Origin of the sequence: Salidesulfovibrio onnuriiensis (genome assembly GCF_008001235.1) — a bacterium.
In the GTDB taxonomy this organism is placed as follows: Bacteria; Desulfobacterota; Desulfovibrionia; order Desulfovibrionales; family Desulfovibrionaceae; genus Pseudodesulfovibrio; species Pseudodesulfovibrio onnuriiensis.
On record NZ_CP040751.1, the window covers coordinates 655767 to 681206 of the forward strand.

At 61.0% G+C, this 25440-nt stretch carries 23 protein-coding genes and 1 pseudogene; 17 read left to right on the forward strand and 7 right to left on the reverse strand.

Annotation, left to right across the window (positions count from 1 at the left end; all coding sequences use genetic code 11):
• Nucleotides 1-68 precede the first annotated feature (68 nt).
• A complete protein-coding gene (gene waaF, locus FGL65_RS02990) occupies nucleotides 69-1118 on the reverse strand; it encodes a lipopolysaccharide heptosyltransferase II (protein WP_147819586.1) in 1050 nt (349 codons plus the stop codon).
• A 28-nt stretch (nucleotides 1119-1146) separates the two neighbouring features.
• Nucleotides 1147-1830 (reverse strand): queuosine precursor transporter, encoded by a 684-nt coding sequence (locus tag FGL65_RS02995; protein ID WP_147819587.1) that lies wholly within the window; start codon nucleotides 1828-1830, stop codon nucleotides 1147-1149.
• Between the two features lie 92 nt (nucleotides 1831-1922).
• Here FGL65_RS02995 and murI point away from each other — a divergent pair.
• The 7 genes and pseudogenes from murI to FGL65_RS03030 all read left to right on the forward strand — a co-directional run bounded on the left by murI (nucleotide 1923) and on the right by FGL65_RS03030 (nucleotide 6516).
• Nucleotides 1923-2773 (forward strand): annotated as a pseudogene (murI, locus tag FGL65_RS03000) (glutamate racemase).
• A 116-nt stretch (nucleotides 2774-2889) separates the two neighbouring features.
• Entirely contained in the window at nucleotides 2890-3078 is a 189-nt protein-coding gene (locus FGL65_RS03005; protein WP_147819588.1) for a hypothetical protein, read from the forward strand.
• A 90-nt stretch (nucleotides 3079-3168) separates the two neighbouring features.
• A complete protein-coding gene (locus FGL65_RS03010) occupies nucleotides 3169-3768 on the forward strand; it encodes a LemA family protein (protein ID WP_187170510.1) in 600 nt (199 codons plus the stop codon).
• Nucleotides 3769-3783: 15 nt separating this feature from the next.
• Nucleotides 3784-4569: a TPM domain-containing protein gene (locus FGL65_RS03015; RefSeq protein WP_147819589.1), complete on the forward strand. Its 786-nt coding sequence runs from the start codon at nucleotides 3784-3786 to the stop codon at nucleotides 4567-4569.
• 1 nt (nucleotide 4570) lies between these two features.
• Nucleotides 4571-5326, forward strand: a complete 756-nt coding sequence (locus FGL65_RS03020; RefSeq protein WP_147819590.1) for a TPM domain-containing protein — start codon at nucleotides 4571-4573, stop codon at nucleotides 5324-5326.
• A 10-nt stretch (nucleotides 5327-5336) separates the two neighbouring features.
• Entirely contained in the window at nucleotides 5337-5789 is a 453-nt protein-coding gene (locus FGL65_RS03025; RefSeq protein WP_147819591.1) for a hypothetical protein, read from the forward strand.
• 85 nt (nucleotides 5790-5874) lie between these two features.
• On the forward strand, nucleotides 5875-6516 hold the full coding sequence (locus tag FGL65_RS03030; protein ID WP_147819592.1) for a TPM domain-containing protein: 642 nt from the start codon (nucleotides 5875-5877) through the stop codon (nucleotides 6514-6516).
• A 171-nt stretch (nucleotides 6517-6687) separates the two neighbouring features.
• On the opposite strand, the gene FGL65_RS03035 is transcribed toward FGL65_RS03030, so the two are convergent.
• Nucleotides 6688-9366: a cobyric acid synthase gene (locus tag FGL65_RS03035; protein ID WP_284690582.1), complete on the reverse strand. Its 2679-nt coding sequence runs from the start codon at nucleotides 9364-9366 to the stop codon at nucleotides 6688-6690.
• 676 nt (nucleotides 9367-10042) lie between these two features.
• Between FGL65_RS03035 and FGL65_RS03040 the strand changes: the two genes are divergently transcribed.
• The 7 genes from FGL65_RS03040 (at nucleotide 10043) to FGL65_RS03070 (ending at nucleotide 16763) form a co-directional block, all read left to right on the forward strand.
• A complete protein-coding gene (locus FGL65_RS03040) occupies nucleotides 10043-11167 on the forward strand; it encodes an ABC transporter substrate-binding protein (RefSeq protein ID WP_147822654.1) in 1125 nt (374 codons plus the stop codon).
• 92 nt (nucleotides 11168-11259) lie between these two features.
• A complete protein-coding gene (locus FGL65_RS03045) occupies nucleotides 11260-12174 on the forward strand; it encodes a branched-chain amino acid ABC transporter permease (RefSeq protein ID WP_147819593.1) in 915 nt (304 codons plus the stop codon).
• Nucleotides 12175-12186: 12 nt separating this feature from the next.
• Nucleotides 12187-13200, forward strand: coding sequence for a branched-chain amino acid ABC transporter permease (locus tag FGL65_RS03050; RefSeq protein WP_147819594.1), 1014 nt, complete (start codon nucleotides 12187-12189; stop codon nucleotides 13198-13200).
• Nucleotides 13201-13209: 9 nt separating this feature from the next.
• On the forward strand, nucleotides 13210-13977 hold the full coding sequence (locus FGL65_RS03055) for an ABC transporter ATP-binding protein (RefSeq protein WP_147819595.1): 768 nt from the start codon (nucleotides 13210-13212) through the stop codon (nucleotides 13975-13977).
• Complete coding sequence (locus tag FGL65_RS03060; RefSeq protein ID WP_147819596.1) at nucleotides 13974-14711, forward strand: ABC transporter ATP-binding protein; 738 nt, start codon at nucleotides 13974-13976, stop codon at nucleotides 14709-14711. Before FGL65_RS03055 ends, FGL65_RS03060 begins: the two co-directional genes overlap by 4 nt.
• Before the next feature lie 92 nt (nucleotides 14712-14803).
• Nucleotides 14804-15883 carry a pentapeptide repeat-containing protein gene (locus tag FGL65_RS03065; protein ID WP_147819597.1) on the forward strand — a complete coding sequence of 360 codons (1080 nt, stop codon included), beginning with the start codon at nucleotides 14804-14806 and terminating at the stop codon, nucleotides 15881-15883.
• A 112-nt stretch (nucleotides 15884-15995) separates the two neighbouring features.
• A complete protein-coding gene (locus tag FGL65_RS03070; RefSeq protein WP_147819598.1) occupies nucleotides 15996-16763 on the forward strand; it encodes a substrate-binding periplasmic protein in 768 nt (255 codons plus the stop codon).
• A gap of 163 nt (nucleotides 16764-16926) precedes the next feature.
• Here the strand turns inward: FGL65_RS03070 and FGL65_RS03075 are convergent, their stop codons facing one another.
• On the reverse strand, nucleotides 16927-17598 hold the full coding sequence (locus FGL65_RS03075) for a CBS and ACT domain-containing protein (protein ID WP_147819599.1): 672 nt from the start codon (nucleotides 17596-17598) through the stop codon (nucleotides 16927-16929).
• A gap of 204 nt (nucleotides 17599-17802) precedes the next feature.
• Between FGL65_RS03075 and FGL65_RS03080 the strand changes: the two genes are divergently transcribed.
• Nucleotides 17803-18720 (forward strand): bifunctional enoyl-CoA hydratase/phosphate acetyltransferase, encoded by a 918-nt coding sequence (locus FGL65_RS03080; protein WP_147819600.1) that lies wholly within the window; start codon nucleotides 17803-17805, stop codon nucleotides 18718-18720.
• Nucleotides 18721-18737: 17 nt separating this feature from the next.
• On the opposite strand, the gene FGL65_RS03085 is transcribed toward FGL65_RS03080, so the two are convergent.
• Entirely contained in the window at nucleotides 18738-22025 is a 3288-nt protein-coding gene (locus tag FGL65_RS03085) for a PAS domain-containing protein (protein WP_147819601.1), read from the reverse strand.
• A 217-nt stretch (nucleotides 22026-22242) separates the two neighbouring features.
• Here FGL65_RS03085 and FGL65_RS03090 point away from each other — a divergent pair, with 217 nt between their 5' ends.
• Nucleotides 22243-23637, forward strand: coding sequence for a dihydrolipoyllysine-residue succinyltransferase component of 2-oxoglutarate dehydrogenase complex (locus tag FGL65_RS03090; RefSeq protein ID WP_147819602.1), 1395 nt, complete (start codon nucleotides 22243-22245; stop codon nucleotides 23635-23637).
• Nucleotides 23638-23819: 182 nt separating this feature from the next.
• Nucleotides 23820-24473, forward strand: a complete 654-nt coding sequence (locus FGL65_RS03095) for a response regulator (RefSeq protein ID WP_147819603.1) — start codon at nucleotides 23820-23822, stop codon at nucleotides 24471-24473.
• Nucleotides 24474-24547: 74 nt separating this feature from the next.
• Here FGL65_RS03095 and FGL65_RS03100 read toward each other — a convergent pair whose 3' ends face one another.
• The gene (locus FGL65_RS03100) at nucleotides 24548-24913 is read right to left on the reverse strand and encodes an Hsp20/alpha crystallin family protein (RefSeq protein ID WP_147819604.1); all 366 of its coding nucleotides are present in this window, start codon (nucleotides 24911-24913) and stop codon (nucleotides 24548-24550) included.
• Between the two features lie 11 nt (nucleotides 24914-24924).
• A complete protein-coding gene (locus FGL65_RS03105; protein WP_147819605.1) occupies nucleotides 24925-25338 on the reverse strand; it encodes an Hsp20/alpha crystallin family protein in 414 nt (137 codons plus the stop codon).
• Between the last annotated feature and the right edge of the window lie 102 nt (nucleotides 25339-25440).

The following is a 25440-nucleotide window of genomic DNA, read 5'->3' on the forward strand; positions in this document are numbered from 1 at the left end:
GGCAAAAGAAATCGGACTATCCTCAGGATAGCCTTTTTTTCTGCCGGTACAAGGGGAAGGGTAAAATTCTAATCCAGGGGCTGGTCCAGCTTGGCGCGCAGGGCGCTCCAGACCTGTTCCGGGGTGATGCGCTTCATGCACTCGTGGTGCTTCTGCGGGCACTTGCGCGGGCCGTGCAGGCCGCAGGGGCGGCACTGGAGATCGGTTTCCAGCACCGTGGACTTTTTCCCGCGCGGGTAGAAGCCCAGCTTGCGGACCGTGGGGCCGAACAGCGCCACCAGGGGCACGTTCTGGGTCCAGGCCAGGTGCATGGGGCCGGAGTCGTTGGTCAGGCAGGCGCTGAGCCTGCCCATGACCGCCGCCAACTGCAGCAGGTCCAGCCTGCCGGCCAGGTTGTGCACGAAGCGTCCCGTGCCGCCCGCCTTTTCCACGATCTCCGAGACCAGGGCCTCTTCGCCCGGGCCGCCGAAGACCAGCACGGTGACCGCCTCGTTGGCGGCATGGCGGACCACTTCCGCGAAATAGTCGGGCAGCCAGCACTTGGTGGGCCAGGTGGAGCCGGGATGCACGCCCAGGACCATGTCGCCCTGCAGGCCGTGTTCTTCCCAGAAATCCTGGGCAAACCGCCTGGCCGACTGCGGCAGCACCAGGTTGGCCTGCGGAACCGGGGCTTCCTCGTTCAGGGGCAGGAGCAGCTGGTGCAGGCGTTCGATTTCCTCCAGGTCTTCGAACCTGCGGTCCACGGTCTGGGTATAGGCGCAGCGGTTGAACCAGGGGGCGCAGTAGCCGATGCGGGTTTCGATCCTGGTTGCCCGGGCGACCACGGCGCTTCGCAGGCTGCGGTGGGCCGAGATCCAGAGGTCGAAGCCCTGCCCGGCGATTTTCCGGCCCAGGCGGTGGGCGGCCAGCAGCGACTTGTCGCGGCCGCGCTTGTCGAATTCATGCACGGCCGTGATCTCGGGCTGGCCCGAAAACAGCGCGCCCAGTCCCTTGCGGACCCAGAAATGGATCTCGGCATGGGGATGGAGCCGTTTCAGGGCGGCGAGCAGGGGCAGCGTCAGGATGGCGTCGCCGATGAATGCGGTCTGCCAGACGCCGATCTTGCGGTATTCCTTCATGCTAGTGCCGGTCTCCCGGTTCTTCCTTTCAGGCCGTTGCGGGATTTCTCCCGAAGAGATGCCTGGCCAGGTACATGAACGGGGTGTCCAGCCCGGCCACCAACAATTTGATAACATACGTGGAAATGACGATTTCCACCAGTACCTCGTTGGGGAAAAGGCCGTAGAAGGCGATGAGGCAGAAGACCACGGAATCCAGGAGCTGGCTGGACATGGTGCTCAGATTGTTGCGTAGCCACAGGTGTTTGCCGCCGGTCTTTTCCTTCAGGAGATGGAAGGCCCAGACATCGTGCATCTGGGAGACCAGGTAGGCGCACAGGCTGCCCAGGGCGATGCGGGGCATGAAACCGAACAGGGCGGCCAGGTGCGGCTGGGCAAAGTCGTCCGTGCCGGGCTGGAAGAGCAGGGCCAGCTGCATGTACGCCACCATCATGACCAGGGCCACGAAGCCGAGCATGACGGCTTTCTTGGCGTCCTTCTTGCCGTAAAATTCGCTGATCATGTCCGTGGACAGGAACACGCTGGCATAGAGGATGTTGCCCAGCGTGGTGGTCAGTCCGAAAAGTTCAACGGTTTTCATGACCTGCAGGTTGCAGATGAGCAGGTTGAAAACGATGAGCGCAAACAGGCCGGTGCGTCCGAAGAAGCGGAACACCACCAGCACCATGCACAGGTCCATGACCGCGAAGATAATCCAAAGCAATTCGTTCATGGGCGTTCCTTTGCCCCTATTTTATGGGCGTGTCAAATTCGGGGCGTGATTGATCTTGGTTTTCTCGGCAAAATGTGGTGCACTCCGTGCCCATGAATCACGAATACGACAATCGATCGCATCTGCCCGTGGGCATGTTCGACTCCGGCGTGGGCGGCCTCACCGTACTCAAGGCCCTGCGCGAGCGCATGCCCTGCGAGGAAATACTCTATTTGGGCGATACTGCCCGGCTTCCCTATGGCTCCAAGAGCGCCCAGACCGTCACCCGCTATGCCCTGCAAGCCACGTCCCGGCTGGTGGAGCGCGGGGTCAAGATGCTGGTCATCGCCTGCAACACGGCCAGCGCCGTTGCCGTGGAGGCCGTGCAGCGCGCCTACCCGGACGTGCCGGTCATCGGCGTGGTGCGTCCTGGGGCTCAGGCCGCCTGCCGGGCCTCGAAAAACGGCGTCATCGCGGTCATCGCCACCGAGGGCACCATTGCCGGGGGGCCTATCACCGCGCCATCCATGAACTGCGGCCCGAGGCCCACATCATCGGCAGGCCCACGCCCCTGTTCGTGCCCCTGGCCGAGGAGGGCTGGTTGGAGGGCGAGATTACCGAGGCCGTGGCCTCCCGCTATCTCAGGCCCGTGTTCGCACCCGCCTCCGGATCGGACGTGCCGCACACGCCCGACACCCTGGTGCTGGGCTGCACCCATTTCCCGCTGCTGGCCGGGGCCATCCGCAACGTGGTGGGGCCTGGTGTGAGCATCGTGGACTCCGCCGCCACCACGGCCGACGCCATCCTGAAGGAGCTGACCGGCTCGGGCCGGGCCAACGGGCATGACGGCTGCGGTGGGACCACCTTCCTGACCACGGACGATCCCGCCAAGTTCGCCCGCACCGGCACCATGTTCCTGGGAACGCCCATCGCCGAAAGCGATGTGGAGTTGGTGGATCTTTAGCGGCAGCCTTTTTTGTCTGTATGGGACGGATTCACACAATCGTGTCCCAACCGTCATAGCCTTGTCACTCCGGTCTGTTTCAGTGGAGATGTGGAAACAGATTCGGAGTGATGGACATGACCTCTTGCGCACATCTCGACATAGCCCTGCTGCTGGTGCTTTTCACGGCGGCCCTGACCGGTTTGCGGCTCATGTTTCCCGGCAGCCCCAATGCGGAGCTGCTGGCCGACATCATGAACCGTTCGGAGACCGGGGAATCGGCCTGCAGCGGTGAACCCGCGGAAGGGGCTGCGCAGAAAGCGTAGGTTTGAAACGCCTTCATTTCCCTTGCGGCCCGAGCGCCCGTTGGGTATTAGAATCCCGTGTTTCAACCTTGAAAACCACGGGATTTCAATATGATCAAACGTCTTTTTTCCGTTATCGCACTGGCATTGCTGACCCTTTCCCTTACCGGCTGCGGCTACAACTCCATGCAGCAGCAGGAGGAAGAGGTCTTTGCGGCCTGGGGCAACCTGGAAGCCGCGCTGCAGCGCCGCGCCGACCTGATCCCCAACCTGGTGGCCACGGTCAAGGCGGCCGCCGCCCATGAAAAGAACACCCTGCAGGCAGTGGTCGAGGCCCGCGCCAAGGCCACCCAGACCACCATCACCCCGCAGCAGCTCGGCGACAAGGCCGCGCTTCAGAAGATGGCCGACGCCCAGGGCGCATTGTCTTCCGCTTTGTCCCGGCTCATGGTGGTTGTGGAGCGTTACCCCCAGCTCCAGGCCAACCAGAACTTCCTGGGCCTGCAGCACCAGCTTGAAGGCACCGAGAACCGCATCACCGTCGCCCGCAAGCGCTACAACGACACGGTCAAGGCCTTCAACTACTCCATCCGCAAATTCCCCAACTCCCTGACCAACAGCATGCTGCTGAACTTGGAGCGCAAGGAGTTCTTTGCCGCCGACGCAGGCGCCAAGAACGCTCCCAAAGTGGACTTCGGGTCCGAAGGCTAACCGGGAGGCTTGCGCATGATATTCCCCGCAAAGACCGCCGCCGTGCTCTGCACGGCGGCCCTGGTGCTTTTCACGGCCCTTTCCGCGTTCGCCCTGGACGTGCCCGCGCTCAAGGGGCGGGTCAACGACTACGCCAACATGATCACGCCCAAGGCCGAAAGCCAGCTCAATGAAATGCTGGCCCATTTCGAGGCCTCGGACTCCACCCAGTTCGTGGTGCTCACCGTGCCTTCGCTGGAGGGCGATTCCCTGGAGGACTTTTCCATGCGCGTGGCCGAGGCCTGGAAGGTCGGTCACAAAGGCAAGGACAACGGCGCGCTGCTGGTGGTCAGCGAAGGCGACCACAAGATGCGCATCGAGGTGGGCTACGGCCTGGAAGGCGTGCTCACGGACGTGCTGGCCGGGCAGATCGTGGACAACGTCATTGCCCCGGAATTCAAGCAGGGCCGCTATGACGACGGCTTTCTGCTGGGCGCGGCGGCCATGGTCAAGGCCGCGCGCGGCGAATTCAAGGGCTCGGGCCTCAAGCGCGAGCGCCGTTCCTCGGGCGGCAGCGTCTTCAGGCTCCTGTTCCTGCTCTTTTTCCTGCCCATCTGGGCCTTCGGGTTCATGGGCCGCCACAGCCGCAGGGGCCGCAGCAGCGGCAGCGTGCTGCCCTGGATCGTGCTCGGCTCCATGATGGGCGGCAGCAGCCGTTCCTCCGGCGGATTTGGCGGCGGAGGTTTTGGAGGAGGCGGCTTCGGCGGATTCTCCGGCGGTGGCGGCGGCTTCGGCGGCGGCGGAGCTTCCGGGGGCTGGTAGAATGCGGAAATTGGTTCAATGCCTTGCCTTGGCTCTTCTCGTGCTGGCGACGCCGCTGTCGGCGTCTGCGCTGGATGTGCCGAGCCTTAAGGGTCGCGTGAATGATTACGCGGACATGATTTCCCCGGGCACCGAGCGAGACCTGGACGAAAGTCTAGCGGAGCTGCAACGTACGGACGGCACCCAGGTGGTGGTCCTGACAGTGCCCTCGCTGCAAGGTGACAGCTTGGAAGATTTTTCCATGCGTGTGCTCGAGGCCTGGAAGATCGGCCAGAAGGGTAAGGACAACGGCGTGCTTCTGCTCGTGAGTCGGGATGAACGCACAGTCCGTATCGAGGTGGGCTACGGTCTGGAAGGCAGGCTCACGGACGTGCTGGCGGGCCATCTCATCGACCAGATCATGACTCCCTATTTCCGTCTCGAACAATACGACAAGGGATTTGAAGAGGGCGTGGAGGGCATCGTTGCCGGTGTTCACGGCGAATACTCTCTGGATCAGAGCAGCATCCCCGGTGTAAATCAGTGGACGATCTTGGCGGCAGTTCTGTTTCTGGGTGTAGGTCTCGTGTATTTTTGCCGTCGAAGCTATACGAACAAGTATGGCTGGAATCCTGAAAAAGATCAGGCAAATGCCGCAGCGGCTGGTTTTGAGGATTGGGCCCATGAAGGGCGCAGGCATCATCGTGGCGGTGGTTTCAGTCGCTTTTCCGGCGGTGGCGGAGGCTTCGGCGGGGGCGGTGCCTCCGGGAGCTGGTAGGAAAAAACGCATGAAGTTTGGAGCAGCGTTATCATCGGTTGTTGGGTATTGGTGCCTATTTCCATTGTCCGCGTACGCATTTGATAGCTCGGCTAACAATCCAAATTATACTTTAAAAGGTTTAAGCTTGCTGGTGCTGGGCTTGTTCCTTTTGCCGATTGTACTCTTTTGTGCTGTTAAGGTGCGTTTGAAAGTTGATGATAAAATTGAAGAAATTCAAAAGAAAGAACCGAGAGGCAAAACGTGGGTGGCTAGAGAGCTTTCCATTAACTGGCCGTTAGTGGTTCCGATGATATTCACATGCGTCTTTTATTATTTGTATTTTTTTCACGAAGGTGCCTTCACTAAACGTAATACCCCACTATGGGCTCCGCTAGTAGGAGCTGTCGTTTTTTATTTAGTCTTTCGAAAGAAAGCGAGTTCTAAACAAAACGGCAACGTTGATGAGAGGGGAGAAGAGTAGCTTTTCATGATATCGACTTTATTAATAATAAATTCTAATTTATGGATATTTTGATTCAAACCACAAATAACCACAAGGAACTATAATGGGCGCTCAATCCTTTCTGACAGCCGAGGAACAGCGGAAGATCATCGAATGCGTCAAGGACGTGGAAACGCGGACCTCGGGCGAGATCGTGCCCGTGATCGCCAGCGAATCCTACCACTATCCGAGCGCGGTGGCCTTCGGCTCGCTGCTGCTGGGCGTGGCCGCCGCCGTGGCGGCGTGCATGTACCTCGGCAGTGAGGACATGTGGATGTTTCTGGCTATTTTTCTGGGCGCTTATTGCGTATTCCAAATCGTATTACGTTATGCCTCCATCCTGAAGAAGCCGTTTGTCTCGCGCCGCCAGATGGCCGAGGAAGTGGACGAGGCGGCCATCACCAATTTTTATTTGAACGGACTGCACCACACCCGTGATCAGACCGGGATCATCATCTATGTTTCGGTGTACGAACGCATGGTGCAGGTGCTGGCCGACAAGGGCATCAACGACAAGGTCGATCCGCAAGTCTGGAACGAGGTCGTGCGGATCGTGACCAAGGGTATCCGCACGGGAGCGCCCGCGGACGGCATCTGTCAGGCCATTGCCCGGTGCGGCGAACTGATCACCGAGCATTTCCCCATCAAGGCAGACGATACGGATGAGCTCCCCAACCTCATCATTGATGGGGAAGCTAAGCAGTAAAGATTACGGGGGAAACTCTTTTCCAAAAGGGTTTCCCCCGTGCTCCCTTCCCAACATTTTTCAGATAAAACGCCCGGCGGCCTTGCAGGCCGTCGGGCGTTTTGTGTTTTGAATCAAGCCAGGGTTTCCAAAGGGGATAATCCCCTTTGGCCGCCGGAGGCATCTTCTGAATTACAGCTTGTAGAAGAGCGGAACCTGCTTGCAGCAGCGGCCGAATCCGAGGGCGCAGTAGATCTGCTCCATGTCGATGGCCTCGCGCACCACCGAGGCGAGATGATCCAGGCTCGCTTCCAGATCGTAGGTGGTCTGGATGTTCTCCAGCGGATCGAGCCCTTTGTCCATGCGCAGCTCGTTGATGAACCAGCGCCGGAATTCGTCGGCATCGAACAGGCCGTGCAGATAGGTACCCCAGACCCGGCCGTCGGGCAGGCCAAATCCGAGCGGCTCGTCCTGCTGGTTGCGGATGGACACGCGCAGCTCGGAAGACAGCGCGCGGGTCTGGCCGTGATGGATCTCGTAGCCGTGCACCCGGCGGCCGCTCTTGCAATGCACGCCCACGGTGCGCTGGAGGGTCTTTTCGGCGGCCAGCTCCGTGGCGATGGGCAGCAGGCCGAACCCTTCCTGGCGGATGGAGTCGGACTCCAGGCCAAAGGGATCGTCCACCATCTGGCCGAGCATCTGGAACCCGCCGCAGATGCCGATGACGCGCGTCTTATGCTCGCCGTGGGCCAGAGAGCGCACGGCCGCGGCCATGCCCATGCCCTTGAGCGCCTTCATGTCCGGCACCGTGCTTTTGCTGCCGGGAATGATGACCGCATCGGGGGTGCCCAGTTCCAGGGCCGAGGTGACGATGCGCACGCGCACGTCCGGCTCGGCAAAGAGCGGATCGATGTCGTTGAAATTGGAAATGCGCGGCAGGTCGATGACCGCAATGTCCACGCACTGGTCCTCGGGCAGCTTGTCGTCCTGGCTGGGCCGGATGCCGTCCTTGAACGAGACCGAGTCCTCCTCGGGCAGGCCGAGGTTGTGGATGTACGGGATTACGCCCAGGACCGGCTTGCCCGTGTTCTGGAAGGTGAATCCCAGGGCGGAGTCGAGCAGGGTGGCGTCGCCCCGGAAGCGGTTGATGGCGAACCCGAGCACGTAGTCGCGCTCGGCCGGGGTGAGCAGGTTCATGGTCCCGACCAGGGAGGCGAACACCCCGCCCCGGTCGATGTCGCCCGCGAGAATGACCTTGGCGTCCGCGTACTTGGCCATGGCCATGTTCACGATGTCGTGATGCTTGAGATTGACCTCCGCCGGGCTTCCGGCCCCTTCCAGGACCATGATGTCGTGTTCGTTGGCCAGCGAGTCGTAGGCGGCCTTCACGGCCTCCCAGGCGCGCGGCTTGAAGTCCACGTACTGGCGCACGCTCATGTTGCCCACGGGCTTGCCCATGACAATGACCTGCGAGCCCGTGTCCGAGCCGGGCTTGAGCAGCACCGGATTCATGCGCACGTCGGGCCTGAGGCGGCAGGCTGCGGCCTGGGTCACCTGGGCCCGGCCCATTTCGCCGCCCTCGTCGGTGACAAAGGAATTGAGCGACATGTTCTGGGCCTTGAACGGGGCCACGCGGTAGCCGTCCTGGAGCAGGATGCGGCAGAAGGCGGCGGCCAGCACGCTCTTGCCCGCGTTGGAGCAGGTGCCCTGGAGCATGAGGGCCGGGGTCCGGCTCTCGCGCTTGACCAGCGGCGCCTTGCCCGTGCCCGTGGCGCGCTTGAGGGCCTTGAGCAGCCGCTCGTTGTCCTCGGCGCTGCGTACGGCCACGCGGAACCAGCTGTTGTCCAGGCCTTCGAAATTGCCGCACAGCCGGATGGCGACCCTGTCCTTCAGGAGCTTGTCGTAGAGCGGCAGGGCGTCCTGGCCGAGCCGGTCCACCTTGCAGAGCAGGAAATTCGCGGACGAGGGATAGACCTTGATGCCGGGCAGCTTGCGCATGCCCGCGGCCAGGTTTTCGCGCAGCAGCCTGGTCTGCTCCTTGGTGCGCTGCGTGTATTCGGTGTCGCGCAGGCAGCGCGCGCCCACGCGCTGGGCCAGGGTGTTCACGGACCAGGTGGGCAGGCGGCGCTTCATGGCCAGGATCAGGTCCGGGTTGGCAAAGGCCAGGCCCAGGCGCAGCCCGGGGATGGAAAAGAATTTGGTCAGCGAGACGATGGTGATGACGTTGGCGGGCCGGTCCTTGATGAGCCGGTCCGGGTTGCCGGGCATGAACTCGGCGTAGGATTCATCCACGACGAACCGCGACTGCGGGAACATGGTGGCCAGTTCGCGCAGCTCGGCCGGATCAAAGGCCTGGCCCGTGGGATTGTTGGGCTGGCACAGGAATACCAGGGACGGCGTGGTCAGCATGGCCCCGAGCTTGGCCATGTCCACCTGGAAGCCCTCTTCGAGCTTGAGCGGCGTCTGGACCATCTCCAGCCGGTGCAGGGAGCACAGGCGGGCGTAGTCCACATAGGTGGGCGAGGGGATGATGGCGCGGCGGAAACCGCCCAGCCCGACGGCCGCGTGCAGCAGTTCGGATGCGCCGTTGCCGGGAAGCACCTGCGTGGGCCAGACCTTGTAGGCCTCGCATGCGGCCATGACCAGGTCGGCGCAGTCCGGGTCCGGATAGTGGGAGACTTCGGCCAGAGCCCGGCCGATCTCCATGCCCAGCCAGGGGGGCGGCCCCAGGGGGTTCATGCTGGCGGAAAAGTCGAGCAGCTCTTCGGGGGCGCATCCGGCCTTTTCGGCCATTTTCCTCAGGTTGCCGCCGTGGGCGTATTTCCTTTCGTCCAGGACCTCGGGAATCCCGGAAAACACGCTTTGCTTCAAAAGACCTCCGGTGCAGGCTCAGGAAAGAGGAATCGCTTCTTTGAATTTCTAGACTTTCTCAAGATGCTTTACCCTTGTACGCGGAAAATCCGACTTCGACAAGATGCGACACAACTCTGCAATGTGAAAAATAACCCCCAGGCTTTTCAGGAGGAAAGTGCGCATTGCGGTCAGCTGCGGAATTGCCGCGTGTTTTGCTTTCAGTACACTGTAATCAATGCAAAATATGTAAATTGCGGTTTTGTGTTTTGAAACCGCAAGCGCAAAACCGCAAGTGCTGGTTTCGTCCTGTTCGCAGGACCGCCACTCTGCATGGGAGTGCGAAAAACCGCAATGTCTTTCCGGCAAAGGCTTTCCGGGCGTTCGCTCGAAGCGTTGCGTTTTGCCACAAAAAGGCAAAAAAATGTGCTTTTTTTCGAATCGGCAAGCAATCAGGTCTATCGAGAAAAAAGCGTCTCCTCTTTTTACTCTTTGCGTAGCCCGACGAGATCGAAATTTCGATTCGGTGAGTGTTTAGCTAGCTTAGTTTTTTCCGCAACATTTTGTCTTTATTGCCAAATTGTGTAAGGGCTTCTGATAGTTTTGCGGCACATCAAGTGACAACAATCGGGAGGCATTCATGAAAAATCAGTTGTTCAAAATCGGCCTGACGGCATTCCTGCTGGTGGGAGCCCTCATGGTCGCGGGCTGCGGCGGTGGTGGAGAAGACACCATCAAGATCGGCTTCAACATCCCCATGACCGGCGACATCCCCAAGGTGGGCGAGGCTTCCAAGTACGCGGCCGAGATGCTCAAGGAAGACATCAACTCCCAGGGCGGCCTGGAAGTGGGCGGCAAGAAGTACAAGCTCGAGTTCGTCTATGAAGACAACGAATCCAAGGCTGAATCCGCGGTCAACGCGGCCCTGAAGCTCATCGAGCAGGACCAGGTCGTGGCCATCATCGGTCCCAACTCCTCCAAGCAGGCCGTGCCCGCCGGCGGCACCTGCAACGACAACCGCGTGCCCATGATCTCCCCGTGGTCCACCAACCCGGATACCACCAAGGATCGCCCGTGGGTGTTCCGCGCCGCGTTCCTGGATCCGTTCCAGGGCCCGGTGGCCGTGAACTTCGCCACCAAGCAGTTCGGCGCCAAGACCGCCGCCGTGCTCTTCGACATCTCCAACGACTACTCCAAGGGCCTGGCCGAAATCTTCCAGTCCGAATGGGAAAAGAAGCACGGCGCCGATACGGTCGTGGCCTTTGAATCCCACGGCACCAAGGACCAGGACTTCTCGGCCCAGCTGACCAAGATCCTGGCCGCCAAGCCCGACTTCATCTTTGTTCCCAACAACTACAACCAGGTGGCCCTGATCATCAAGCAGGCCCACGACCTGGGCTGGGAAGGTCCGTTCATGGGATCCGACGCCTGGGGGTCCGCCGAGCTCATGACCCTGTGCGGCGACGACTGCAAGGGCCAGTTCTTCTCCACCCACTATGCGGCCGCCGGGGCCAAGGGCGACACCAAGGTCTTCATCGACCGCTACACCGCAAAGTACGGCTACACCCCGGACGATGTCGCGGCCCTGACCTGGGACGCCACCCGTCTGGTGCTGCAGGCCATCCAGGATGCGGGCAAGTACGAGTCCGACGTGCGCAAGGAGCGCCAGTCCATCCGTGACGCGCTGGGCGGCATCAAGGAATTCGCCGGCATCACCGGCAGCATGAAGTTCGACGCGCAGGGCGATCCCATCAAGTGCGCCGTGGTGGTCGAGATCGACGACCAGGGTCAGTTCGTGTTTGCCGAATCCGTTTGTCCGTAATCCGGACGGAGTTGTCTGATTCAGTATATTGGCGGGGGTCGGAGTTCCGATCCCCGCTTTAGCCTTTTACTTCGCCCGGAAGGGGACCCAACGTGGAAGCTCTATTTCAGAACATAATCAACGCATTGCAATGGGGCAGCTTCTATGCGCTCATCGCACTGGGCTATACGCTCGTGTACGGGGTGCTGCTGCTCATCAACTTTGCGCACGGCGATATCTTCATGGTCGGCGCGTACATCGCCTTCGGGGTCTCGGTGTTCGTGCTCGGCGTGCAGGGCCTGGACCTGCCCAACTGGGCCGTGCTGGCCTGCGGCGTGCCCCTGACCATGATCCTCACGGCCGGGGTGGGCGTGACCCTGGAGCGCATCGCCTACCGCCCGCTGCGGCGCAAGGGCGCGCATCGCCTGTACGTGGTCATCACCGCCCTCATGTGCGGCCTGATCCTGGAAAACGGCAACCTGGCCCTGCTGGGCGCAAGCCGGAAGAAATTTCCCGAACTCATGGAAAAGACGGTCTGGAGCCTGGGGGACGTATCCGTGACCAACCTCAAGGTGCTGGTCATCTTCGCGGCCTTCGCCGTGTTCGGCATCCTGAACTTCATCGTTACGCGCACCCGCATCGGCATGGCCATGCGCGCCATCTCCTATGACAAGTTCGCCATCCCGCTCATGGGCATTCCCGTGGACACCATCATCGTGTTCACCTTCGTGCTCGGCTCGGGCTTTGCCGGGTTGGCGGGCATGCTCTTCGCCATGTCCTACCCGATCCTGGAGCCCTACATGGGCGCGCTCATCGGCTGGAAGGCGTTCATCGCGGCCGTGGTGGGCGGCATCGGCGACATTCGCGGCGCGTTCGTGGGCGGGTTCCTGCTGGGCTTCATCGAGATCCTGGTGGTGGCCTTCTTCCCGTCCACCCTGCGCGACCTCATCGCCTTTTCCATTCTGCTGGTCATCCTGTGGATGAAACCCACGGGCCTGTTCGGCATAGCCCGGCACCAGAAGATCTAGGCGGTGGAGCAGATGAAGAAATACACCATCAACATCGCCTTTCTCGCGGGCTGCCTGCTCATCGTGCTGGGCGCCCAGGCCGGGCTGTTCAACCTGTACATCCAGTCGGTCATCCTGTTCATGGGCATCAACATCATCCTGTCCACCAGCCTGAACCTGGTGAACGGGAGCATGGGCGAGTTCTCCTGCGGGCACGCCGCCTTCATGTGCGTGGGCGCGTACGTCTCGTCCGTGGTCACGGTGCTGCTGTTCGCCCAGAACAAGATCCTGGGCGCGCCCCTGCTGCCGCCGGAGCTGGCCCCGTTCTTCTTCCCCATCGCCATCATCATCGGCGGCGCCGTGGCCGCCCTGGTGGGTATCCTGGTAGCCGTGCCTTCGTTCAAAACCCGCGGCGACTACCTGGCCATCATCACCATCGCGGTGAACTACATGGTCATCTCGGGGCTGGAGAACCTGGACATCATCGGCGGACCGCGCGGCTTCATGGGCATGAAGCAGGTGGTCTACGCCATGACCGACGTGGCCGACATCCCCTGGATGATGATCTGGACCCTGCTGGGCACGGCCTTCACCCTCTGGATCCTGCGCCGCTACACCTCGTCCACCTTCGGCAAGGGCGTCAACGCCATTTGCCAGGACGAGATCGCGGCCGAGATCATGAGCGTGAACACCGACAGGATAAAGCTGGTGACCTTCATGCTTTCCTCCGGGCTGGCGGGCGTTGCGGGCGGACTGTTCGCCCACGTGATCGGCTACGTGAACCCGCAGTCGTTCAACATCCTCAAGTCCACGGAATGCCTGGTCATGGTCTATCTGGGCGGCATGGGTTCGCTCACGGGCGCGGCCATGTCTGCGGTGCTGTTCACCCTGCTGCTGGAGGCCCTGCGGCCCCTGCAGATCATCAAGTGGGTCATCATCCCGCTCATACTGGTGCTGCTCATGCAGTTCAGGCCCGAAGGCATCATGGGCAACAAGGAGCTCTCCGATGTCTTCCCGAAACTCAAACGCTACTTCAGCTTCAAGTAGGAGGCCGCCATGTCGCTACTCAAGATAGACGAAATGACGCAGCGGTTCGGTGGTCTCCAGGCCGTGTCCAAGTTCGACATCGAACTCAGGGGCGGGGAGCTGGTGGGGCTCATCGGCCCCAACGGCGCGGGCAAGACCACCATCTTCAACCTGGTTTCCGGGTTTTACCAGCCCACCGAGGGCGGCATCGAGTTCGACGGCAGGAACACCGCCGGGCTCAAGCCGCACCAGGTCACGGGCATGGGCATTGCCCGCACCTTCCAGAACATCCGGCTCTGGCACGACATGAGCGTCATGGACAACATCCGCATCGCCCAGCATTACCGGATGGGCTACAGCGTGTTCGACGCTTTCCTGCGCACGAAGAAATACCGCACTGCGGAAAAGCGCATCGAGAACATTGCCTGGGAAATGCTGGAGGCCATGGACCTCAAGGAGTTCGCGGAAGAGCTGCCCAGGAACCTGCCCTACGGCCTGCAGCGGCGCGTGGAGATCGCCCGGGCCATGTCCATCCGGCCCAAGCTGCTGTTGCTGGACGAGCCCGCGGCGGGCCTCAACTCTGCGGACGTGGAGGGCCTCATCAAGCTGGTGCGCTGGATCCATGAGAACTTCGACATCACCATCTGGATGATCGAGCACCAGATGAAGGTGGTCATGAGCCTGTGCCAGTACATCAAGTGCATCGACTTCGGCGCGACCATCGCCGAGGGCACGCCCGAACAAATCCAGAACGACCCCACGGTCATCAAGGCATATCTGGGGGACGACACCATATGAGCGAACGACTTCTCGAAATCAAGGACCTCAAGGTCAAGTACGGCAACATCGAGGCCCTGCACGGCATCTCGTTCCATGTGGACCGGGGCGAGATCGTCACCCTGATCGGGGCCAACGGCGCGGGCAAGTCCACCACGCTCATGTCCATTTCCCGGCTGCCGCCGCCCGAGGCCCCCAAGGTCGTGGAGGGGGACATCCTCTATGCGGGCGACTCCATTCTGGGCTGGGCCCCGGACAAGGTCGTTTCGGACCTGCACATGATTCTGGTGCCCGAGGGGCGCCACATCTTCGGCAACCTGTCCGTGGAGGAAAACCTGAAGCTGGCCACCTATGCCCGCAAGGACACGCCCCAGGACATCGAGCGGGACTACCAGCGCGTGTATTCGCTGTTCCCGCGTCTGGCCGAACGCCGCAGGCAGCAGAGCGAATCGCTCTCCGGCGGCGAGCAGCAGATGCTGGCGGTCTCCCGCGCGCTCATGGCCGGGTGCACCTTCATCATGCTGGACGAGCCGAGCATGGGGCTGGCGCCGCTGCTCATGTATGACATGTTCCGGGCGCTCAAGGAGCTGAACAGGGAGGGCATGACCATCCTGCTCATCGAGCAGAACGCCAACCTGGCGCTCAAGTTCGCGGACCGTGGCTATGTCATCGACACCGGCGAGATCGTGGCCCAGGGAGCCAGCCAGGACCTCATGGAGGACCCGGAGGTCAAGAAGGCCTATCTGGGCGGGTAGGGTTTCGTGCCAATGGCAAAATAGAAGGCCGCTCTGGATGGGGCGGCCTTCTTCTTTGTCTTTTGGAGAACAGCCTGAAATAAATACGTCTCTTGATCAAATCTTGGCAACGGATTATCGATATCGCTATGGCAAATCCAGAGCATGTAAAGATACTTCTCGAAGGCGGTGTTGAAGGCTGGAACAGGTGGCGAAAAGAAAATCCTGAAGTTGAGCCTAATCTTGAATCTTTTTCATTTCAAAAAATAGATAAAGCGTTGGTAACTCCTCTTTTAGAACGTGAAAAATCATGTGTTGGAGAACTTATTGGTTTAGATTTGCAGAATGCCATATTATACGATGCAAATTTCAATAAAATGAGTTTGATAAACGTTGATTTTTCTAATTCTTATATGCGGTATGCGCAGCTGAATCAGAGTTCTTTATGGGGTTGTGTGTTTAATGAAACAGATTTGACAATGTCAAATTGGTCTGGATGTGTAGCTCATGTGTCAAATTTCAATAAATCAAAGTTGAATAATGTTCATATGCGACGGGGAGCCTTTATCAAATGCGATTTCCATAATGCTTCTCTCGTTGAAGCTGATTTTACCTCATCAATACTGACTAGCTCTGAGTTCAATGAGTCAAATATGGCTGCAGCAATCATTGTAGGATCAGATTTGCAGAATTGTAGTTTCGAGGGAGCTTTTATTAACGGCATTAAGTATGATCGGCGTAATTTGAAATCAAGATCCCTAAGAGTTGCTAGTGCATATGGTAGCCAGATGTTCCGACGAGACGCCATGGACGCTTGCTACATAGCCGAGTTCAAGGAAAAACATCCTTTCTGGCACACTCTTTGGTCAATTTCTTCAGATTGTGGCCGCTCCCTTGCTCAATGGGCGTTTTGGTCAATGATGATCGCATTGTGGTTCGGGGCATTTTTTTGGTTGTTGAATTTGGACATAGGATTCGGAAAGTCCTTTGAAACCGCGCAGCTCAGTGGGGACAGCTTTCTGACAATGCTCTATTACAGCGTGGTGACCTTCACGACGCTTGGTTTTGGCGATGTTATCCCGAAAACATCTTTCGCAGCCATGATGGTCATGTTTGAAGTCATTCTCGGCTATATAATGCTCGGCGGCCTTATCTCTATCTTTGCCAATAAATTGGCCCGCCGAAGCGGCTGACGGGAGGTGTTTCTGGCTTGCAAGGGCAATCCCCAGCGCGGCGAGGTGATTTCTTATTGATCTTTTTCCCGTATTGCTGCTAGCTCTGCACCGTGGAGCGAGAGAATCAATCATGAAAACCGTGTCCCTCGCGGCCGTGCTTTTTCTGGCGGTCGTCTTCTGTTTTACCTCAAGGGCCCTGGCCGCCGAGCCGGAGGTCATCCGTGTGCAGTTCAGCGTCATGGCCCCCTGGAAGGAGGGCAAGGCGGGGAATGAGCACGGCATCGACATCGAATTCCTGCGGCTCCTGGCCCAGCGCATGAACCTGCGCATCGAATTCGTGCACGTGCCCTTTGCCCGCGGCCTGGTCTGCCTGGAGGAGGGGAGCATCGATCTCATGCCCTGCGTGCTGCACCGCGAGGACCGGGAAATGTGCATGCACTTCATCCAGCCTCCGTACCACCAGTTCTCGCCCAAGGCCTTCTACGTGCTCAAGGACGGGGGGCCGGCCATCAATTCCTACACGGACCTTTACGGCCTGCGCATCGGGACCGTGATCGGGGCCCGCTATTTCAGTCGGTTCGACGAGGATATCCGGCTGAACAAGGATGCGGTGCGCAACTCCGAGCTCAACTTCAAGAAGCTGCTGGATGGGCGCATCGACGCCATGGTCCTTTCCGAGACCCATGGCGACCGCCAGCTCGAACACTTGGATTACGCCCACCGTATCACCAAGGCCCGCTACAAATACCAGCGCACGAATCACGTGCATATGGTGCTTTCCCGGCAATCGCCCCTGGCCGAACGGCTCGATGAATTCAACATGCACATGGCGGCCCTGGTCCGCGAAGGGGCCCGGGAGAAAATCAAAAAGAAATACACCGATACCTTGAGCTATTGATGGCTGTTGTGGGTCGGGCTTGGCGCGATTCCCGGCCTGCTGGCAGGATTGCTATAAACAAACCGCCCGGCTGCTCGCAGAGCGGCCGGGCGGTTTTGCTAAAAAGCTTTGGAGGGAGAACCTTTCACTCGAAAGGTTCCCCCTCATTTTTCACTCCGAAAATTTACACGATGTCCACGGTAACGCCTTCATTGACGTAATAGAGCAGGGTGTAGCTGGCCTGCAGATACCTGACCAGATCCTCCACGGACCGGTCGCCCACGTCCGAGACGCGGATGTAGGCGTGGCGGTAGCCCGGGTTTTCCAGCTCGTAGGACGTGAACACGCTGGTGAAGACCACGCTCTTGTCGCGCAGGTCGTTGAGCAGCGCCGCCAGCGGGCCGGGCTTGGCCTCCAGACGGAAGGCGAACTGGGTGCCGCCGCGAATGGCGCCCGTGGCGCTGCACATGAAGCGCATGACGTCGGCCTGGGTGATGATGCCGATGAGCTTTTTGCCGTCCACCACGGGCAGCCCGCCGACCTTGTTGTTGACCAGACTCTCCGCCACGATGTCCATGGCCGTGTCCTGGGCCACGGTGATGGGGTCCATGGTCATGATATCGCCGGCCGTGAGCGTGGACAGGCCTCCGTTGGCGGCGTTGTCGCCCGCTAGGTATTTGGAAGGCATGGCGTCGCGGATGTCGCGGTCCGAAACGATGCCCACCAGGTCTCCTGATTCGTCCACCACAGGAAACTGGCGGATGTTCTTTGCATGCAATATGGCAGAGGCGTCCAGCACGGAAGATGTCGCCCCCAAGGTGATGACGTTTCTGGTCATCCACTCTCTCACTAGCATAGTTCCCTCCTCGAGATCCTGACTTCAATGGGGTGTTTCAGGGTTGTAGTCGCTTTGTGAAAAAAATGCAAAGAAGTTGTGATGAAACACGCACATTCGTGGTGGAAATTCGGGCAATGGTCTTGAAAATGCGGCCGTGAAGTATTAGCCAACAGAAACGGCCGCCACCCGCCCCGCAGACCCTCGACCGCAATGGAGCCCGTCATGATCAGGACAATGGATGAAATGTTGGCAAAAGCCGCCGAATATGGAGAACGCGCCAGGATCGCCGTGGCCTGCGCCCACGACTGCGAAGTGCTCAAGGCCGTGGGCCGGGCGCAGGAAAAGGGCATCGGCTCCTTCCTGCTGGTGGGCGAGGCGGAAAAGATAGCCTCCCTGTCCGAGCGGCTGGGCGTCTGCGTCTCGGGATGCTCGGTCATCGACGCCCGGGGCGAGGCCGAAGGCGCGGCCAGGGCCGTGGAGCTGGTGGCCTCGGGCGAGGCCCAGGTGCTGCTCAAGGGATTCCTGGATACGGGCGTGTTCCTGCGTGCCGTGCTCAACAAGGAGACCGGCCTGGTCAACGGCGACATGATCAGCCACACCGTGCTCATGGACATGCCCGCCGCGGACAAGATGTATTTCCTCACGGATGCGGCCATGGTCATCAAGCCCAGCCTGGAGGAGAAGAAGCAGATCATCCTCAACGCCCTTCGGGTGACCTCGGCCCTGGGCCTGGAGAATCCCATCGTGGGCGTGCTGGCCGAATCCGAGAAGGTCAACCCCAAGATGCAGGCCACCACGGACGCCCAGGCGCTCAAGGACATGGCCGCCCAAGGCGAGATCCCGGGATGCCGCATCGGCGGCCCCTATGCCCTGGACAATGCCATTTCCCGGCGGGCCGCGGAACACAAGGGCATGGACGATCCCCTGGCCGGGCACGCCGACATCCTGCTGGCCCCGGACCTGGCGGCCGGCAACATCCTCTACAAGGGGCTCATGTACTTTGCGGGCTCCAAGGCCGCCGGGGCCATCGTGGGCACCCGTGCGCCCGTGGTGCTCAATTCCCGCGCGGATACGGACGAGACCAAGCTCAATGCCATGGCCCTGGGCGTGCTCATGGCCGCCGAGCGTGGCTTGTTGTAGATCGTTGGAGATTTCGCCTAGGGGAAATCCTGGCGGAAGTTGCGCACCGCATCCACCACCTGGCGGAAGCGCTGCTTGAAGCCCTTGAGCCCGCTGCCCACCAGGTCCATGCGTCCCTGGTGCACCCATTGTTCCAGCTGTCGTGATTCGCTCATGATTTCGATGGCTTGCACGTGGCTGACAATGTTGGACATGGAGTGCAGGGCCGCGCCCAGCGCCGAGGCCTCCTGGCGGGTCCAGGCGTCGTTGATCTGCTCCAGCCTCTCCTCTGCCTCCCGAAGGAAGATATCCAGGATTTCCACCAGCAACTGGTCGTTGCCCCGGAACCGCTGCACCAGAGCTTCGGTGTTGAGCCGGAAACCCTGCTGCGGGGCCAGGGCGGGCCGCACGAGCTGGGACCGGGCCGTGATCCGGGTTCTGGCCTTTCGGGCGGCCTTGCCCCGCTTGTTCACGGCGCGGACAATGGCCGCGGAAAGTTCGGCCATGTCCACGGGCTTGGTCACGTATTCGTCCATGCCCGCGGCCATGATGCTGTCCCGGTCGCTCTTCATGGCGTAGGCGGTCAGGGCTACGATGGGAATGTTCCTGTCGTAGAGCCTGCCTTCGGAGGAGCGGATGCGCCTGGTGGTTTCCACGCCTCCCATTTCCGGCATCTGGATGTCCATGAGTATCAGGTCGAAGGTCTGCCTTGCCTTGGCCAGCGTTTCCAGGACCTCGACCCCATTCCTGGCCAGGGTCACGGTGTGTCCGAACATGGACAGGAAGTGGGTCAGGAATTTCTGGTTCAGCTCGTTGTCCTCGGCCAGCAGGATGTTCAGGTTCAGCGGGTCGGGCAGGATGGGTGCCTCGTGTTCGGGCTCCACGGCGGCCTCGGCCGTGCCGAACCAGGCCCGGAAGGTGAAGACGCTGCCCCGGCCGAGGCGGCTGCCCACCTCGATCTCCCCGCCCATGAGGGAAACGAGTTCCCGGCAGATGGCCAGGCCCAGGCCCGTACCCTGGTGCTGCTTGTGGGTTGAGCTGTCCACCTGGGTGAAGGCGTCGAAAATGTGGTCCAGCATGTCCGGGGGAATGCCCATGCCCGTGTCCGAGACCCGGAACAGCAGGCAGGTCCGGTCCGCCGCGCTGCGTTCGGTTTCCACGTGGATGTCCACGCCGCCCTGGCTGGTGAACTTGAGGGCGTTGCTGAGCAGGTTGCGGATGATCTGGGCCAGGCGGTCCTTGTCGCCGTGCACGAACTCGGGCACGGATTCGTGGATGTTCATGGCCAGGTCCAGCCCCTTTTTCTTGGCCTGGGGCAGGAAGGGCTTGACCATCTGGTCCATGGCCTTGCGGAAGCGGAAGTCCGCGGGCGTCAGGGAAAGTCTGTTGGCCTCGATCTTGGAGATGTCCAGGACATCGTTGACCAGGTTCAGCAGGGAGCGGGCCGCATCGCGGATCATGTTCAGGTTTGTGCGCTGCTCGGGCTTGAGCCCGGTGGTGATGGTCATTTCCGTGAGCCCGATGATGCCGCTGATGGGTGTGCGGATTTCGTGGCTCATGTTGGCCAGGAACATGCTCTTGGCCTGGTTCGCCTCCTCGGCCTCGCGCTGGGCCTCCTCGGCCGAGAGGTTGGCCACCATGAGCTTCTGCTCCATGCGGTCCCGGTGGATGGCGCTGCCCAGAATCTCGGCGGCCAGCTGCATGGACTCCAGCTCCGTGGACAGCCAGTCCCGTTCGGCCTGGTAGATGGCCGCGCCCATGAACCCCCACCATTGCTTGCCCACGAAGACCGGTACCGCCATGATGGACTTGATGCCCAGGGTCTCCAGGAGCGCGCGCTCGGAGGCGGGCAGGGTGCGCACATGGCCCATGATGGGTTTCTTGTCGCCCAGGCGCAAGGCCCACCGGGAATACCCGTTGGAGTATGCCTGGCTTTGCAGGGCATCGTATTTCATGAGTCCGGGATGCTCCGGGCTGTGCCATTCGTGGCTCAGGGCGGCCGTCAGTTCTCCGCCCACGGTTTCATTGCAGTAGACGTAGGTCAGCTCCGCGCCCACGGACTTGCCCAGGGCTTCGATGACCTTTTCGGCCTCCTTTTCCCAGGCTCCCCCGCGCAGGAAGCGCCCGGCCGCCTGGCCCACGGCCTGGAGGATGGCGTCCCGCTTGTTCAGGGCGGATTCAAAGCGCTTCTGGCTGGTGATGTCCCGGGCGATGCCGTAGGCGCGGGCCACCTTGCCGGCATTGTCCAGCACCACCCTGCGGTGCAGATGCAGGTAACGTTCCTCCCCGTCCGGGCGGATGATGCGGTACTCGAAGTCCAGGGGCCAGCCCTCCCGGAAGGTGGCCCGGTTGGCCTGGTCGAAGACCTCGCGGTCCTCGGGGTGGATGTACTGGCGGAAGCTTTCGAAGCTGGTGATGTCCTCGGGGTTGCAGCCGAAGACCTGGTAGAGGCCTTCGGACCAGAGAAAGGTGCCGTTCTCGTCCATGTCCCAGCTGCCCATGCGGGCGATGGACTGGGCGTCCTGCATCTGTATCCTTCGCCGTTCCAGCTCGGCGTTGACCAGCCTGTGCTGGGTGATGTCCTGAATGATGCCTTCGTGGGCCACATACGTCCCTGTCTCGTCCTGCTGGGGCTCTGCAATGCAACGGACATGGCAGGTTTCCCCGTTTTCGCGCCTGCAGCGGAACTCCACATCCAGGAGTTCGCCGGTTTTCCGGCTGAGGGAGAAGGCCGCGTTTGCTGCCTCGAGGTCGTCCGGGAGAATGCGCTCCCGGAATTGCTCCAGGTTCAGGGGGGTGTTCGTGGCCGGGTCCAGCCCGAACATGGCATAGCATTCGGGCGACCATTGGGCCGTGTCCGTGGTGAAGTCGTAGCGCCACTGGCCGATGCGCCCCAGCTTGCGGGTCATGGCGATGATGTCGGTTTCCCGGGCAAGGCGCTGGCGCAGCTCAAAGACCCGCGCGGCGTGCCGCAGGGCGGTTGCCAGGGCGCGGGGCAGGGAGGCGTTCCATTCGAGGTAGTCGGATGCCCCGGCGCTGCAGGCGTTCTCTTCCCGGTCGGTTCCTTCGGGGGCCAGGACAATGACCGGCAGGCCGGGGTGGCGCTCGGCGATGTCCGCAACGGCCTGTTCCCACTTTTTTTCCTTCTTGGCCGGGGCCAGGATCACGGCCGCACAGGAGCGTTTTTCCAGGGCGTCCAACCCCTCTTCCGTGCTTGTGGCCCGGAAGGAGACGGCTACGGGCAGGCCTTCGAGCGCCTCCCGGATGCGTGCGGCCGTGTCGTTGTCGGCACAAATCAATACAATGCGTGTCGCGCCCTGTTTCATTCAAGCTCTCTTTGTTCCGCTTCGGGGCATGGGTGGATCTTGCCCATGTTCCATTCATGAGCCTTTCCCCGGGACATTAAAATTATAAGCCGTCAAAACCAACCCTTTTCCCCGACAGCGAGAACTTCCTGTTTCTTCAAGAATTCTTGCCAATTTGAGCCTGGATGGTTACGATTTTCGTAGACGGTCATTCCCGGCCCAAACAAACGGATGGCTCATGCGCGCCCTGAGTTGGCTCTTCTCGCTTCTGCTGCACGTCGTCGTGGTTTTTCTGCTCACGGCGTCCGTGCGTTATGTCGCGCCCGAAGGCCCCAGGCCACTCATCAATGTGGAGCTTGCCGACGCGCCCGTGGAGGCCCCCACGGAGCAGGCCGAGGCCCCGCCACCGGCCGTCCCGGAGAAGATCTCACCCCAAGCCAAGCCGCAGCAGATGCCCCTGGACAAGACCATCGTGCTTTCCAGGGAGCCCGTGGCCCCGGCCGGACCGGTTGAAACGGCTCCGGTTCCCGGCCCTGCCGCCGCGCAGACCCGGGCCGTCCCCGCAGGCAAGCCCATCAGTTCGTCGGTTTCCGAATTCGCCCCGGAGCTGAAGGAGTACGAGGGCGCCATGGCCGTGGGCACGTCGGAGCGCCGCGGCGCCGAGGCCCAGCTCGGGATGGAGCTCTACAGCGCCTTTTATTCCTATTCGCCCGAGGAGTTCGCCGGGCAGTTCCTGGTGGAGGGCGACCGGGTGGTGACCATCATCGATGCCCGCAATTCCTCCTACGGCCGTTTGCTGATTTACGACTCCGTGCGGGGCGAGCTGCGGCGGCTCAGAAAGTTCAGCAAGTATATCTACACCATAGGGCCTTCCTTGTATGAGGACGAGCCCGTGACCGGTTCTGTGACCTTCCTGGCCAAGGACGACCGCATCGAGCGTTTCATCTACATGCCCGAGGGGGAAAAGGCCTTGTTCCCCAAAAAGCTGCATTTTCGTGAGGAAAAGATGCGTCTGGACCTGCCGGACGGCCCGGTGGACGCCATTCTGACCCTGCCGCCCCAGAAGGGGACCTATGCGGGGGCCGTGCTGCTGCATGGGACCGAGTGTCTGGACCCGTCCCTGGTGCAGGGCGCTGTGCGGGCCTTCGGCATGCGCGATACCGCGGTGCTGGCCTTTTCCCCGCCTTCCTGCGGCGGGAAGAAGGATCGGGGCGCCCTGATTCGGCAGGCCGCACAGGTCCTGCAGGAAATGCGCGGGCACGAAGAAGTCAGGGCCGCACGGGTGGGCCTGCTCGGCGTGGGGCCGGGGGTGGCCGCCGCCGTGGAGACCGCAGGGGTTCCCGGCGCAAAATCGGCTTTTCTCATGGCCGTGCTCGGGGGGAGCGGGCCGCCCGCGCTCAAGGCCGTGGCCCGCCTGCGTTGCCCGTCCCTGTGGATACTGCCCGACGACAAGCGGCTGAGCCGCTTCGCCCAGGGCCTGGAACAGCTTCGCGACGGCCAGGGAAGGCCCATCACCCTGGTCATTGACCGGGAATACACGGCCGTATCCGGGGATACGGCCAAGCAGCTTGCCGGAACCGTCACCTCCGGCCATGCGGCCATTGCCTCCACCTGGCTTTCCCGGCTCAAGTAGGAGATTTTTGATCGGAGAGGTGGGTAATCTCGGGGCGGATTCAATCGTCTTCTCATTCGAATCGTTTTGAGGTATCAGGACGTTAAGTGGGAGTTTTTCGTCTGAAAATCCCATGGAGAGGGGTTTGTGGAATGGACGCACCGAAAGGAGAGCGGTGCAGGATGTTTTCTAGGGGAGCATGTATGAGGGTAATGATTGTTGACGACCACCCCTTGCTGCGCGAGGGCCTCAAGGCCATCGTCAACCAGACGGGGAGGTTTTCGGTGGCCGCGGAGGCGGGCACCGGCAAGGAGGCTCTGGCCGTGGCCCTGGAGCAGCGGCCGGATGTGATCCTCATGGATATTTCCATGCCGGACATGAACGGCATTCAGATCATACGGGAATTGGGCCGGGAACTCCCCGGAACCCGATTTCTGGTCATCAGCATGCATTCCGAGGCCGATTACATCGTGGAGGCCTTCCGGGCTGGCGCCAATGGCTACATGATCAAGGAATCCGCAGCGGAGAACCTGGTGCGGGGCCTGGAAACCGTGGCCGGTGGCGGCCGGTTTCTGGACAGCGCCCTGTCCGGCGAGGTGCTGGACAGGCTCATGAGTTCGGGCGGACAGTACGGGGACGTGCTTTCCTCCCTGACAACCCGCGAGCGGCAGGTCATGCGCCATGTCATCGAGGGGTTGCACACCAAGGACATTGCCAGGGAGCTCTATATCAGCCCCAAGACCGTGGAGAACCACCGGGCCAACATGATGAGGAAGCTCGGTTTTTCCAATACCGTGGATCTGCTGCGCTTTGCGGCGCGCACCGGGCTCATCGACCTGAGTTCCTGGTCGGCGTAGTCCTCTCGCCGAATGAACGCAAAAAAAGGCCGCCGACATTGCCGGCGGCCTTTGTCTTTCGGTTTGTTCGGGGATCAGCCCTGGGAGATCTGGATCCGCTTGGGCTGGGTCTTTTCCACCCTCGGCAGGAACAGCTCCAGCACCCCGTTCTTCAGGTTGGCCCTGATGCGTTCCCGGTCCACGATGTCGGACAGGGACACGGTCCTGCGGTACTGGCCGTTGCCGAACTGCATCTCGGTGAAGGTCTCGCCCTCGGGCAGGTCGTAGGAGGTCGTGCCCGTGACGGTCAGCTCGTCCTCCTGCAGGTCGATGACCAGGGCGTCCTTGGCCACGCCCGGCAGATCCATGTAGATATAGAACCCGTCCTCGCGTTCCAGGATGTCGGTGGCCGGGCGGTACTGGGTCAGATTGGTGTCGTTCTTTTTCATCACTTCGCTCATGGCTGACCTCCTTACTCGGCTTCGATGCTGATGGTGCGGGGCTTGACTTCCTCGGTCTTGGGCAGGGTCACGGTGAGCATGCCGTCCTTCATGGAGGCGCCCACCCTTTCCCGGTCCACGGGCACGTGCAGGTTGATGACCCTGTGGAAAACGCCTGCGGGACGTTCCTGGCGGTAGTACTTGCCTTCCTCGGCCTTGCGTTCGCCCTTGATGACCAGGGTCTTGTCCGTGAGGGTCAATTCTATGTCCTCGATGTCCACGCCCGGAATTTCCGCGCGCACCACGATGTTGTCCTGGTCCTGGCTCAGGTTCAGGGGAGGGTACGTCAAGCGACGCTGCCCGCCGAAGCCGGGGCGCAGGAAGTCTTCAAACAATTTGTCGAACCGGTCAAACGGGGAATAGAGAGTATTGAAGTCCAAAACCATATCGTACCTCCTTGCGGTATTTTCTGAAGAGTAGAATAGGATGCGCGCGGCGTATGTCAACAGGTGTGGAAAACCTCTCCGTTATTTTTTTCGGACATGAAA

Bases quoted from the DNA above. Each gene is read 5' to 3' on its own strand.
- FGL65_RS03105 (WP_147819605.1), bottom strand. From the start codon at position 25,338: ATGGTTTTGGACTTCAATACTCTCTATTCCCCGTTTGACCGGTTCGAC.
- FGL65_RS03075 (WP_147819599.1), bottom strand. From the start codon at position 17,598: ATGCTAGTGAGAGAGTGGATGACCAGAAACGTCATCACCTTGGGGGCG.
- FGL65_RS03040 (WP_147822654.1), top strand. From the start codon at position 10,043: ATGGTCGCGGGCTGCGGCGGTGGTGGAGAAGACACCATCAAGATCGGC.
- FGL65_RS03010 (WP_187170510.1), top strand. From the start codon at position 3,169: ATGATCAAACGTCTTTTTTCCGTTATCGCACTGGCATTGCTGACCCTT.
- FGL65_RS03025 (WP_147819591.1), top strand. From the start codon at position 5,337: ATGAAGTTTGGAGCAGCGTTATCATCGGTTGTTGGGTATTGGTGCCTA.
- FGL65_RS03055 (WP_147819595.1), top strand. From the start codon at position 13,210: ATGTCGCTACTCAAGATAGACGAAATGACGCAGCGGTTCGGTGGTCTC.
- FGL65_RS03100 (WP_147819604.1), bottom strand. From the start codon at position 24,913: ATGAGCGAAGTGATGAAAAAGAACGACACCAATCTGACCCAGTACCGC.
- FGL65_RS03085 (WP_147819601.1), bottom strand. From the start codon at position 22,025: ATGAAACAGGGCGCGACACGCATTGTATTGATTTGTGCCGACAACGAC.
- FGL65_RS03090 (WP_147819602.1), top strand. From the start codon at position 22,243: ATGCGCGCCCTGAGTTGGCTCTTCTCGCTTCTGCTGCACGTCGTCGTG.
- FGL65_RS03015 (WP_147819589.1), top strand. From the start codon at position 3,784: ATGATATTCCCCGCAAAGACCGCCGCCGTGCTCTGCACGGCGGCCCTG.
- FGL65_RS02995 (WP_147819587.1), bottom strand. From the start codon at position 1,830: ATGAACGAATTGCTTTGGATTATCTTCGCGGTCATGGACCTGTGCATG.
- FGL65_RS03095 (WP_147819603.1), top strand. From the start codon at position 23,820: ATGAGGGTAATGATTGTTGACGACCACCCCTTGCTGCGCGAGGGCCTC.
- FGL65_RS03080 (WP_147819600.1), top strand. From the start codon at position 17,803: ATGATCAGGACAATGGATGAAATGTTGGCAAAAGCCGCCGAATATGGA.
- FGL65_RS03060 (WP_147819596.1), top strand. From the start codon at position 13,974: ATGAGCGAACGACTTCTCGAAATCAAGGACCTCAAGGTCAAGTACGGC.
- waaF (WP_147819586.1), bottom strand. From the start codon at position 1,118: ATGAAGGAATACCGCAAGATCGGCGTCTGGCAGACCGCATTCATCGGC.
- FGL65_RS03030 (WP_147819592.1), top strand. From the start codon at position 5,875: ATGGGCGCTCAATCCTTTCTGACAGCCGAGGAACAGCGGAAGATCATC.
- FGL65_RS03005 (WP_147819588.1), top strand. From the start codon at position 2,890: ATGACCTCTTGCGCACATCTCGACATAGCCCTGCTGCTGGTGCTTTTC.
- FGL65_RS03050 (WP_147819594.1), top strand. From the start codon at position 12,187: ATGAAGAAATACACCATCAACATCGCCTTTCTCGCGGGCTGCCTGCTC.
- FGL65_RS03070 (WP_147819598.1), top strand. From the start codon at position 15,996: ATGAAAACCGTGTCCCTCGCGGCCGTGCTTTTTCTGGCGGTCGTCTTC.
- FGL65_RS03020 (WP_147819590.1), top strand. From the start codon at position 4,571: ATGCGGAAATTGGTTCAATGCCTTGCCTTGGCTCTTCTCGTGCTGGCG.